At 50.3% G+C, this 12821-nt stretch carries 9 protein-coding genes; all 9 read right to left on the bottom strand.

The features are described from left to right. Positions 1-268: 268 nt before the first annotated feature. The 9 genes from AXX12_RS10105 to AXX12_RS10060 all read right to left on the bottom strand — a co-directional run bounded on the left by AXX12_RS10105 (position 269) and on the right by AXX12_RS10060 (position 12712). Complete coding sequence (locus AXX12_RS10105; protein ID WP_066241805.1) at positions 269-1504, bottom strand: S-layer homology domain-containing protein; 1236 nt, start codon at positions 1502-1504, stop codon at positions 269-271. 587 nt (positions 1505-2091) lie between these two features. Next, complete coding sequence (locus AXX12_RS10100; protein ID WP_066241800.1) at positions 2092-2508, bottom strand: RuvC family protein; 417 nt, start codon at positions 2506-2508, stop codon at positions 2092-2094. Positions 2509-2856: 348 nt separating this feature from the next. Continuing rightward, a complete protein-coding gene (locus AXX12_RS10090; RefSeq protein ID WP_066241793.1) occupies positions 2857-4029 on the bottom strand; it encodes an S-layer homology domain-containing protein in 1173 nt (390 codons plus the stop codon). Positions 4030-4806: 777 nt separating this feature from the next. Then, positions 4807-5454, bottom strand: a complete 648-nt coding sequence (locus AXX12_RS10085; protein WP_066241790.1) for a 3-oxoacid CoA-transferase subunit B — start codon at positions 5452-5454, stop codon at positions 4807-4809. 12 nt (positions 5455-5466) lie between these two features. Next, positions 5467-6114: a CoA transferase subunit A gene (locus AXX12_RS10080; protein WP_066241787.1), complete on the bottom strand. Its 648-nt coding sequence runs from the start codon at positions 6112-6114 to the stop codon at positions 5467-5469. Positions 6115-6377: 263 nt separating this feature from the next. Continuing rightward, entirely contained in the window at positions 6378-7559 is a 1182-nt protein-coding gene (locus AXX12_RS10075; RefSeq protein WP_066241784.1) for an acetyl-CoA C-acetyltransferase, read from the bottom strand. A 447-nt stretch (positions 7560-8006) separates the two neighbouring features. Continuing rightward, positions 8007-9383, bottom strand: coding sequence for a sigma-54-dependent transcriptional regulator (locus AXX12_RS10070; protein WP_066241783.1), 1377 nt, complete (start codon positions 9381-9383; stop codon positions 8007-8009). After that, entirely contained in the window at positions 9358-10863 is a 1506-nt protein-coding gene (locus AXX12_RS10065; protein WP_066241780.1) for an ATP-binding protein, read from the bottom strand. The genes AXX12_RS10070 and AXX12_RS10065 overlap by 26 nt, the downstream gene beginning before the upstream one ends. 595 nt (positions 10864-11458) lie before the next feature. Next, positions 11459-12712 carry a DUF3084 domain-containing protein gene (locus AXX12_RS10060; protein WP_066241777.1) on the bottom strand — a complete coding sequence of 418 codons (1254 nt, stop codon included), beginning with the start codon at positions 12710-12712 and terminating at the stop codon, positions 11459-11461. Positions 12713-12821: the final 109 nt, after the last annotated feature.

The raw sequence follows: 12821 nt of genomic DNA, 5'->3' as shown, positions 1-12821 counted from the left end.
TACTGCTTCAGCCTTGGCGACTGGGACTTTGCCTTGTCGTGGAGACTCGTCCGACTGAACAGCCTCAAATTGGTTCGTGTACCTCGGGTCGAGCGTTTGCCTCCAGCTTCCTTCAGATTCCGCCTCGTGGCGGACACCCTTACTTTTGGCTAACGGTAGGCGCTTGCCAGCCCCCGTTCGGGACTTTCACCCTAGAGATGACGCCCATGCTGGGCGTACGAGCAAAAAAACCCGCTGGCAGAGCCAGCGGGTTTCACCTGTTTCGAAATTAGAACAGGAAGTTAACTTGTGCGCGAGTGTAGGTTTTATCTGCTTTGTCTGCTCCACCGATGGCATCTTTGCGATCAAAGGAGTAGTAGCTGTCAAACACTACGTTTTTCGCGAGAGTGGTGCTGTAGGAAACAGTCATTTGTTTGGTGTTTGCGCCGATGTTAGTGGAGGCACCAGTTTCAAGCTGGATACCTTCGAACTTAGCATACTCGAAGAATGCGCCCCATGATCCAACTTCAGAAGCCTTCGCTCCTTTGTAGGACAGACGAGCATGGGTATCGTCGAGATTTACGCCATCAGCTTTCTCTTGTTGGAAGTCTGCTGCAAGCGCCCAGTCTTTGTCAAACGCGTAAGTAAAGCCGCCACCGATGACTTTGTAATCATAGCTAGCAGGTTTAACATAGAGAGCGCTAACTTTCAGTTTGTCGGAGAAGTTATGACTAACTTCAGCCCAACCAATTTCGAAGCTATCTGCGCCGCTAGGACCAACAGCTGGAGCGTTAATGATGCCGAAATCAGCAAAACCAACGTTGAGTTTCGTTTTGTCGCCAAGTGACCAGGTGCCTTTGAAGCCGTCGATTTTACCAGTGGAATCCAGGTAGTAGCCGAGTTGGCCCATTTTGTGGCTGAAACGACCAAAAGTCATAGAGTCGGAACCGAGCAGACCTTTCCAGTTTGCGTTGATGTCGACAATTTCCATGTCCTTGCCTTCAGCTGTTTGGTATTGGCCGAGGTTTTTGTGATCAAAAGCCATGATGCGGACATAAGCAGTCACGTCATCATTAACTTTGGCAGTGGCGGACAAACGCAGACGATGTTGAGTGCTGGTATCGCCATCAGCAGCATCAGCATCAATCCAACGCATACGATAGTCGCCCTTCCAGTTGAAGCTGGATTGGTTTTTCTCGAGTTTCGCTACGCGAACGCCGAGGTCGTTCAGTTCTTTGGAGAACTCAACAGCCAATTTGTCGATGGTAGCTTTGCTAGCAGCGTCAGCTTTGTCAGCTTTAGCCATTGCACGAGCAGTGATAGCAGCCATTTCATAACGAGTCATGTTGTCGTTGCCACGGTATTTACCTTGGTAACCTTCAACAACACCAACTTTAGTCAAGTCATTTACAGCTTTGTAAGCCCAATGGCCTGCAGGAACGTCAGAGTACGGGTTAGCAAATGCGGTGCCGGCGAGGCCGAGCACGAAGACAAGAGCTAAAGTAACGATAAGAGTCTTTTTCATTTGTTTGCCTCCTTAGGTTTTTTTGTTTTTTGGTTGCTATGAGCGCCTAAGGATAGGAAACAACAAGCTGAGTTTCCATGTTGCCTCAATCTGTATTTCCTTGCCAAGGTACTCATATCTAACATCCTACTGCGAGAATTGCTGTCGGGACCTAAGGTACACCTCCTTCCTCCCCTTGCAATGCTCTTCGGATATAGATCAAAGTTAGTGAGAAAATATTGGTCTATGTACCAAATATTTTCTGCTAAGGATAGATATTCTATACTAGGTGCTAAACTCCTGCTAGATATTTTTAAAGTTTTTCAGTTTTTTTGGAGAACGATGGGGATTAGGGATAAGAACGAGGTTTAGAGGGGAACCACAGAGTGTATGGTGTGGGAACGCAACCGCAGAGTACGCAGAGTACGCAGAGTACGCTGAGGGTACGCGGAGGGCTACTGGTTTTTATTTGCCAGCTTCGCTGGAAGGAGAGGTCGGTAACTGCAGAGTACCAGGGGGTATGCAGAGGGTTTAGGGATATCTTTTCAAGATAATCAGCAACCTCTGTGAGCCCTCTGCTCACTCTGCGTACTCTGCGGTTAACGCACTTATCTTCTCATTAGCCAACGTTCGGCTAGGATGGCGGCGACGTAGGCGTCTACGGGTTCGGGTGGGGTTTGCAGACCAAGGGGGATCAGGCGGCGCAGACCCTGGGGCGGGTTTTCGGTCCAGTAGCGGACTCGGGCTTGCTCGGTGGTGTGGGCTTCGTCAATGACGTGGATGGTATAGGAGTTGGCCGCCATCTCGAGAGCGGCCTTAACTTCGCGGTGAGAGGTGCCGTTACCGAGGATGATGGTGCTGGTTTGGTAACGGGCGGCGAGGTCGCCTACTGCGGTGGCGAGGCTGGTTGTGGGAACAACAGCAAGCGTAAGTATCCCTTTTTGCTTATGTACTACGGCAATGCCGCATTTCTCACGTCCGGGATCAATACCAATAACTGTACATGGCGTTGCGGAAGATTGCATGGAAATTCATCCTTTCTTTCCATGGCAAATATTCGCTTACGGATTGGAAAGTCCTTCATGGTATATTATGGAGTTTGTTAAAATCTTATTCAGGTTTTTTATTGGCCGCAAAAACGCGAAAGGCGCTTCGCGCCTGCGCAAAGGGTTCTGGCCACAAGCGCACAACGTGCGCTATATATAATATTACCTTTATTTTCGTGCCCACTTTAACCGTAGCCGCGTAGCGGCCTTTTTGTTTTCGCGGCCAAAAATAACGTGTTTTTCCTCTTCAGTCTCAAAAAGAAGCAGTCCCGCAGGGCGAACCCTGCGGGACTGCTTCTTTAACTTATTCGAGTTTCGTCAGTTGGATTAGAACTTGACGTTTACAACTGCGCTGGTACGACCTGCGAGTTCAGCGCCGTCTTGTTTTTCGAAGTCTTGGTGTTTCACAGTCAGGACTGTGTTTTTAGCGAGTTCTCTGTCGAGTTGGTATTCCATGCCTTTGAAGCCGCCTTCATTCATGGCTTCGTTAAAGTGGTTGTTGTTAAGAGCCGAGTATGCAGTCAAACCGCCAGCCTCAACATCGCGGTAGGTAGCAGATAGGCCGAGTTTGTTGAGCTTCACGCCATATGCTTTGGAGTCAGCATCCAGGTCGTTGTTCTTGAAGTATTCAGCTGTAGCAGTTACACCGTTCATGATTTTACCAGAGATGTTAGCACCGTAAATTTCTTCGTCAGTGTCGGCATTGTTCAGGTAGTCAGCAGTGATTTTAGCACCACCAAGGTTCATAGCGTATTCAGCACCGTATACGGTTTCTACTTGGTTTGCATCTTTAGTGGTGGAGAAGTTCTGAGTTGCGTTACCGCCGAAAACTTTCAGGCCGCCTACTTTGGAAGCCAGACCGTTCATCTGAGCGTCCATGATATAGCCGGAACCCAATTTGATGTCTTGGCGACCAACAGTGTTTTCCAGAGCGTAAGTTTTGAAAGTTACGTTAGCGGTGTCAAGATTGATGCCTTTGGAAGCTCCTTCAGCATCAGCGTTGCCGCTTGACAGACGAGCGTTGAATTTCATGTTGTCGTTGATTTTGCCGTCGAAGCTAACGCGGGCACGATAGTCAGTGATGCTACCAGCGTCGTTTGCGTCGCTGTTGTCAGTGTCGAAGTAACGAACGCGAGCGTCACCGGAGACTTTAACCATGTTGTCCACTTTTTTCTCAAGGCCGTCAACTTTAACGCCGAGGTTCATCAGTTCAACTGCGAACTCTTTGGACAGTTTGTCCACAGTGCCTTTTTGATCATCAGTTTGTGCCTTAGTCATCGCTTTAGCGACAATTTGAGCCATTTCGTAACGGGTCATGTTTTTGCTGCCGTCGAATTTACCATTGTAACCTTCAACGATGCCAGCTTTTTGTAGGTCGTTTACTGCTTTGTATGCCCAGTGATTGCTAGGAACATCAGAGAACGGGTTTGCGAAAGCAGGAACTGCGAAGGCCACTGTCAGAGCGGTGGTGATAGCTGCTCTTAGAAGACTCTTTTTCATTTGGAATTCCTCCTGCGAATAAAATATATTTGATGGCGCGGGCGACAGGGGGCTCGCCGGACACTGGCGTTCACTTTCCATCGGGATGTTTCGCCGCAGGAGTATCCACGTTTCCTCCGCGCTAGTTCATCTGTCCGGGCTGCGTAGCCGGTGCACCTTGTCGCTTCACAAGGTTATGTTAACTCTATTACGCTGTTGAATGCAATGGTCCAAATTCCGGTAATTTGCTGGAAAAGTCAGGATTGGACCGGCTCGTACAGCGCAGTGAAACATATGGACTAGAGAACGACACCCCCCCGTCGCTACGCGCCACCCCTCTCTAGAGGGGAATGGGAGCAAAGACACGCACATTGGATAGTAACGGGGTCTGCCAGATCGTCCTTTGACCTCTGAGAGGCTTGGGGATGGACCTAGCGATCGTAGTATCTCATATGTTTCATGTTAACATAATTCGACGACAATAACTGAACTCCTGCTTTTCCTAACTGGTACTTTCTGGGGATAGGCAGGTAGAACAGAACAAGAATGGAGAACGGTAGCACTAGCGCCACTAACCACACTAGCCCCACTATGACGACGGAGCAAGAACGATGATCGATATCACTATGCCCACAATGTGGCCATTATAAAAAACCGTACCCGCATAGTGGCGCTCGTGCCGCTTGTGTCGTTTGTGCTACTGTCTGCTACTGTCCTCCGTCTCCCGTTGTTCGTTCATCGGTGAACTTAAAAAGACCTCACCCGTTTTTCAACGGGTGAGGTCTTTAGCTCCGACTCTTACAGAGCCATGGTTTTTAGATTCTCAGATACCTTATAATCAGCTTCGGTCGCTTCCCTGACTTGCTCCAGAGTTACTTCTGGCGCGAGTTCGGTTAGCACCAGACCGTTTTGGGTCATTTCGAAGACGCAGAGGTTGGTGATGATGAGGTCTACCTCGTTTTTGGCGGTTAGCGGCAGTGTGCATTTCTTAAGGATTTTCGGCACCCCACCTTTGGCTGTGTGTTCCATGGCGACGATGACTTTCTTGGCGCCGACGACGAGATCCATAGCGCCTCCCATGCCGGGGACCATTTTGCCGGGAACCACCCAGTTGGCGAGGTTACCTTCCTGGTCAACTTCGAGTGCACCGAGCACGGTGGCTGCGACGTGGCCGCCGCGAATAATGGCGAATGACATGGCGCTGTCGAATACGGCCCCGCCCGGCTGAATGGATACGGGTTTGCCGCCGGCGTTGACGCAGTCAGGGTCGACTTCGCCTTCTAACGCTTTGAGGCCGACAAAACCATTTTCTGACTGGAGAATAATGTGAACAGACGGTGGAATGAAATCGGCTGCCATGGTGGGAATGCCGATACCGAGGTTAACTACGTCGCCGTCTTTAAATTCTTGAGCAACGCGTGTTGCGATAATAGTTTTAACATCCATCTCATCTTCCCCCTAACCCTGAATAATCATATCGACGAAAATGCCGGGGGTCATAACCTGATCCGGGTCGATCTCGCCGATTTCAACGATTTTATTAGCCACGACAATAACGGTCTCCGCCGCCATGGCCATGAGAGGGTTGAAGTTGCGTGATGACCTACGGTAGAGCAGGTTGCCCGCCTTGTCGGCAATATCAGCCCGCAGCAGGGCGACATCAGCTTTCAAGGGCTTCTCGAGCAAAAATTCGCGGCCATCAACGGTAATTTTTTGTTTGCCTTCTTCAACGATGGTGCCAATACCGGTCGGGGTCAGCACGCCACCGAGTCCAGCACCGCCGGAGCGGATTCTCTCAGCCAGAGTCCCTTGCGGAACTAGTTCGACTTCGAGTTCTTTAGCGTTCATTTGCCGACCAGTCTCCGCATTGGTGCCTACGTGGGAAACAATAGCCTTTTTCAGTTGCTTGGCAACGACCAGCTTACCAATGCCGTGATCAGGATAGCCGGTATCGTTGGCGATGACAGTCAGGTCACGAACACCTTTCTCAACCATGCCGTCTACCAGAATTTCCGGCGTGCCGACGGCAAGGAAGCCGCCGATCATCAGGGTCATGTTATTTTTGATTTTTTCTAAAGCTTGTTCTTTCGTAACAATTTTAGCCATGTGTATACCTCCTTCGTGGTAAAGGGGGCGCTACCCCTTGATACAGGAAAAAGTAAGAAACAGTAGTCTTAGAAACTAAGGGACATATTCCACAGAGGACACAGAGTGATAAAGAGGACACAGAGAAAGCTATATAATGAGGCTATATCTTTCGAGCCAGCTGGCAGAACTTCTTTAAGTCTCTACCTCTGTGTCCTCTGTGTGATCTTCATTTCCTCAGTCCGCTTCGCAAACTTATTGTTTCTATGACAGTCAAAGTCTCTTTAGCCGCGTTCAACAATGGTGGCAACGCCTTGACCACCGCCGATACAGAGGGTTGCTAGACCAAGTTTCTTATCGTTTTGAATCATGTTGTGTAAAAGCGTAACCAGGATGCGTGCGCCGCTGGCGCCGATTGGATGGCCAAGGGCAATAGCGCCACCGCGGGTGTTGACGCGTTCTTTCAGGAAGCCGAGTTCTTTGCCGACTGCGAGGAATTGGGCAGCGAAGGCTTCGTTAGCTTCGATGAGATCGAGATCGTTGATGCTGAGATCGGCTTTAGCAAGAGCTTTGCGGGTTGCAGGCACAGGTCCCATGCCCATGATGCTGGGATCAACGCCGCCGGAACCATAAGAACGAATCTTGGCTAGAGGCTTAATGCCGAGTTCTCTGGCTTTTTCAGCGCTCATAATGACCAGAGCTGCCGCGCCGTCATTGATGCCTGAGGCGTTAGCCGCAGTGACTGTGCCGTCCTTTTTGAAGGCAGGTTTCAAGCCGCCGACGCTTTCCACAGTGGTATTCGCTTTGGGATATTCGTCAGTATCAAAAACGATATCGCCTTTTCTGCCTTTAATGGTAACAGGGACGATTTCATCTTTGAACAATCCGTCAGCAATAGCCTTCGTCGCTTTCGTCTGTGACTCATATGCCAGCTGGTCTTGATCTTGGCGGGTAACGCCGAATTTTGCTGCCACGTTCTCAGCAGTAATGCCCATGTGATAGTCATTGAACGCGCACCATAATCCGTCTTGGATCATGACATCCGTAACTTTAGAGTTGCCCATCCGGTAGCCCCATCTAGCTTTAGCATCTAAGAGATATGGTGCATTGGTCATGCTTTCCATGCCGCCAGCCACAACGATGTCGGCATCGCCGCAGAGGATGGCTTGCGCCGCCAGATTGACAGTTTTCAGACCGGAGCCACAGACCTTATTGATGGTGTAAGAGGGTACTTCAACCGGCAAGCCGGCTTTAATCGAGGCTTGTCTGGCCGGGTTTTGGCCCAAACCAGCTTGTAAAACGTTGCCAAAAATGACTTCGTCGACTTTTGCAGGGTCGACTTTTGCCCGCTCGAGCGCCTCCTTGATAACGATAGCGCCTAAATCGGTAGCCGATAGGGAAGCAAGTCCACCGTTAAAACTGCCGATGGCAGTTCTGACCGCACTGGCAATTACCACTTCACGCATAGCTAACACCATTCCTTTCATTACATATGTACTAGCAAGTATGCAAATTTCGTGCCAAGAACAAGAAGAAAGGCCACAATAGGGGATACGTTAACGGGAGTCCGCGGATTTGAGAAACGCTAACCGCAGAGTGCGCAGAGGGTACGATGAGGGCTACTGGTCTGTATTTTCCAGCTCCGCTGGAAGGGTAGGTTGGTTAACCGTAGAGTACGCTGAGGGGGCACAGAGGGAACGGAAAACAGCCTTATGAACCGTAAAAAAATAATAACCCTTTGCGCGTATCCGCTTTAACCACTTTTGCGATTTTATTATCTTCGCAACCCTCTGCGAACCCTCCGCTAACTCTGCGTACTCTGCGGTTATCGCAACCTTTCCTCTGTATACGCTGCGTACTCTGCGGTAAATCCGCGCCGTTATTGCGCAGTTTTTTGCACAGGTGACTACTTTTTAGTCATTGGACAGAGGCTCAGTGGGATTGAGCAGGCCGTAGTCACCGAGCTTATAGAGCAGCGCCCGGCGGCTCATGTCTAGGGTCTGGGCGGTTTTCACTTTATTGCCGTTGTGTTGTTTGAGGGCGCGGTTGATCACTTCTTTTTCCACTGACCGCAATATCTCACGCAAGGTACCGGTGGAAGGAATCTCGACTGGTGATTTCTTAGTTTCGTTCAGTCTTGGCAGGTCATCAACGCCGATAACGCCGCCTGACATGATGACAGAACGCTCGATTACATTAGCAAGTTCCCGGACGTTGCCTGGCCAGTTATAGGCTTTGAGGCGCTCAACAGCCGCCGGAGTGATGCAGGGCGGGTCCTGATGCATTTCAGCGGCGAAACGTCGTAAAAAAAACTCAATAAAGGCAGGGATGTCCTCGCGCCGCTCCCGCAATGGCGGTACGCTTATGGGAACAACCTTAAGCCGGTAATAAAGATCTTCGCGGAACTGGCCGTGCTCGATCATTGCCTCCAGGTTACGATTAGTCGCAGCGATAATTCGGACATCTGATTTTAGCGTCTCCGTACCACCAACCCGCTCATACTCCTTCACTTCCAGCACGCGTAGTAGTTTGACCTGCAGCGAAGGCGTCAACTCGCCGACTTCATCCAAAAAAATGGTTCCCTGGTTGGCTAAATCGAACCTGCCCAGCTTTCGAGCGGTAGCGCCGGTAAAAGCACCGCATTCATAGCCGAAGAGTTCGCTCTCCATTAAGCCGCCTGGCAGAGCGCCGCAATTGACTTCGACAAAAGGTTTTTCGCTGCGCAGGCTGTTTTGGTGAATGGTTCTGGCAATTAGGCCTTTGCCGCTGCCGCTTTCGCCGGTGATCAAGACGGTGGCACTGGCCTGAGCAACCCGGCCGATCGTTTTATATACCTGCTGCATAGGAGGACTGGAACCGATAATTTGACTGGCTTGTCGCTTTTCGCCGACCGAATGTCGCAAAACGGCGACCTCGTCTTTGAGCCGCTTCATTTCAACGGCTCGCTCCAACACCACCCGCACCTCGCTGATGTTTGAGGGTTTTACCAGATAGTCAAAAGCGCCCTTTTGCATGGCCTCGACCGCCGTATCGACTGTGCAGTGAGCAGTCATCAGAATAATGGCGATGTCAGGCAATTCCTCATGGATGGCAGTGAACGCTTCCATTCCATCCATTACCGGCATGAGGATGTCCATCAAAATGACTGTTGGGTGCTGGCTACGTGATTTTTCGACTGCCTCTAAGCCATTTTCGGCAGTGAGTACTTCATAGCCGGCTTTTTGGGCAACTTCCTGCAGCAACCGCCTCACATGAAGTTCGTCGTCAACTACCAATATTTTCGCTTTCATGGACTATACCTCCTGATTCCGGCAAACTGATCGTAAACGTACTGCCAACGCCGACTGTCGAATCAACACTGATTTTACCGCCCCAGTTTTGGACAAAGTGTTGTGCCACCGATAGACCGAGACCGGTACCCTTTTCTTTTGTTGTAAAAAACGGATCAAACAAATGCGCAATCAGTTCTGGCTGTATGCCCATTCCGCTGTCCGCAATACGGATGTTGATCATTTTATCCTCTGGCTGATAGTCGATCGCCACCGTCAAGCGACCGCCTGCTTCCATGGCTTGGAGAGCATTAATCATAATATTGAGGAAAACTTGTTTGAGATTTTCACTGTCGGCGATGACAGGCGGAATCGTGCAGTAGGAGCGATCGATGACAATCTGATTCCGTCTGGCTTGGGACTCAATTAGCAATAGCGCATTATCGAGAACAGTAGTTACATCGACCGGTGCTTTCAAGCCCTGATCTGAAGCTGGGCGAGCTAAGCAAAGTAGCTGCTCAATAAGTCGGTTCATTCGGTCTGTTTCCTTGACAATGATGCCTGTGTATTCGGCGGTTTCGTCCTGATCGCGGGTCTCGTTAAGCAGTTGGGCAAAGCCCTTAATCGCCATTAAAGGATTGCGTATCTCGTGCGCCAGACTGGCTGCAATTTCGCCTGCTGCCGCCAGTCGCTCGGCATGTTGGACTTGCTCTTGGAGCTTTTTCTTTTCCGCCAAATGGCTCACCAAATCATTAATGGCTGATGCAATTTCGCCGATTTCGCCCGGCATTAGCGGCAGCGTGTCAGGAAATTTGCCGCGAAGGGTCCGTAAGCCGGTTTTTATCTTGTCAACATCAGCTACGATGCGGTCGATCACGTGAAATACGCCGGCAATCCCAATGATTATTCCGACGATAAGTAGAAAAAATATCTTTTTCTTCATGGCGCCGATCTGTTGTTCGATGTCTGCTGTCATTTCATTGGCCCAGATATAGCCAATAACTTTGCCTTCTCTAATGACTGGGAACATGGCATTCATAATCATACCACGCACGAGGGAACCCTCTTGAACGTGAGGCTTTCCAGTTTCCATTACAATGCGGCCTCCATGACTGTCACCAATCGCTATACCCACTGTATCGCCATACGTATGGCTAGGGCCATAGGTCAATATCGCATCTAGTTCTTTCGAATAGTAGCCAACGCCGATACCTGGATAGGAGTCGGCTACCTGGTCGGTGATTTTTCGGAGCTCACGGCTAAGAACGGCAACCTGTATCGACTTTGGCGCATTAGCTACAGCAAATTCCTCGACAATGTCGCGGTAATTTCCGACAAGCGCCTTGTCGAGCATGGAAGTCGCACCGAACAGCTTGCGTTCTTTTTCCATCAGCAATGCTTTTTCGGCTGTGAGGGTGAGAAAATAACCAGTCACAAGGACCGGTACAGCGACGACGAAGATGATGAGCAGGAGTAAGCGTGAACGAAGGGTTTGGGGCATTTCTTATCACCTCGTGCGGATCTTATCGGGCGGTGATACGGGCCCATCTGCGTTGTTATCCCCGGAAACCCATTGCTTGCGTACCCCGCGTACGCGGCGCGGCTGGGTCTCCGAGTCTGCCTAGTATCTGGACCCGTCTGACCGCCCTAGGAACGGTTTAATATGTACGAAATACGGATACTGGGGACGGAGTGGCAACGATAGGAATACAGGATTCGTTTCAATGGGCTGAAACATTGCGGATTATAAAATTCTATTAATTGAAAATTTTCTAAATACTTATAATAAATCTTTTCTACTATTCTAGAGTATTAGGGAATCATTGACTAACGACTGCCAAGTCTGCTTATTTACACTTTACCATATTTCAGCATAGGTCGCTACTTAACTCGGCATAAGGAAAGACAAAAGCGTTTTAGCGCAACAAGAAACCTCGTTCCCAGACCGTTCAGAAATGCCCAGATACTAGGCAGCCCCCAAAATCCAGCAGCGCCGCGTACGTTCGCAGGTACGCAAGCAATGGATTTTGGGGGCAACAACGCAGATGGGCGTTTATCAACGGTCTGACGCCAGCGGGGGCACCGCTGGCTTGAGGTTAGTTAGATAACATAGGTTTGACTTCGATATTGATCTTGAGCGGGCCGACGGTGTGGATGTTGTCGGTGGTGATAGCGGAGAGGGTGACAGGACCACGGACGCCTTGCAGTCGTTTGACGGCGTCGAAGAGTTGCGAGCCGCTGATGGCGCCGACTGTGCCTTGCAGCGGGTCAGGCAGAACGCCTTTGCGGACGGCCTCGGCGTTGACTTTCTGCAGGAACAGCAGCATCGTTTCTTCGGCTTTGCGCGAATCCGGTGCGGTGATGGTTTCGCTGTAGACAGCTTTATCTTTGGCATATAGTAGGTTGTTGGGGAAAACTTCAAACTGGCCGATGACAGGCTCGCCATAGATGGTATTGCCTGACGCCAGGATGCGGACAACATATTCGTCAGAGGAGCGGTCAAGCAGATTGACCAATTCATCAAAATCGGTTTGAGATATCCATAGGGCTTCAACCCGTTTGTCTGACATGCCCATTTTGTCGAGAACAACAAAATTGGTCCGCAGAATGAGTTCGCCAAGGGCTTTGGCGGTGGCGTCGCGTGTTTCGCCGCCTCTGATGGCTGAGGTTGCCAGCGCTTCACCGGCGCGGAAGACGATTGAACCTTCACGAACAATCTGCATGCCGCGCTTGAGGTTAGTTGTCAGGTCGTTGAGACGTTTGACATCGTCCTCCAGCTTTATTTTCGAGCTGTTGAGCTCTGCCACCCGCTGATCCAACTGTTGTTTGGTCTTAACCAGACCGTCGATTTCCTGTTGCGCCTTGCCCAGGTCGTTCTTGGCGACGGCATAGTCTGTCTGGATTTTACCCAGGGCTGCAGCTGCGCGGTCGCGCTCTGCCGCGACGGTTTCCAGTTCGCGGGAAATGTCGGTAAGCTGCTTGGCGGTTTCTTGGATTTTTTGGGTCAGTTCAAGGTATTCCTTGGTTTTGGCTTCAAGCGCCTCCCGACTGACGGTGAGCTCGCCGTTTTGTTTGAACACTTCTTCACTAAGTGAGCCGAGCTCAGCTTTTAATGCTTCCATTCCGAACAAAGCGGTACGAACATCGGTAGAGACCAGAGTAAGAATGCCCAAGGTAGTTGCGGCGATCAGAAAGCCGGTTATGATGGTAACCAAGATGGAGGTGTGTTTCGGGCGCAAGCCAAACACAGTCAGCTTCTTCTTGCCAACTTTGGTGCCAAGCTTGTCACCGATATAGGCAATAGCGCCACCCATGATGACGATAACCACGATTAATGCTATGCCGAACATGAAGACACACCTCCTAAGAACGAGTGTAAAAACGGAAATTTGAACCGCAGAGGGATCTAGGCTAGGGTACGTTAACCGCGGAGTACGCAGAGTTAACAGAGGATCACAG

The organism is Anaerosporomusa subterranea (assembly GCF_001611555.1).
GTDB classification, from domain to species: Bacteria; Bacillota; Negativicutes; order Sporomusales; family Acetonemataceae; genus Anaerosporomusa; species Anaerosporomusa subterranea.
The sequence above is the reverse complement of the archived record's forward strand: the minus strand, read 5'-3'. Positions and strand labels throughout refer to the sequence as shown.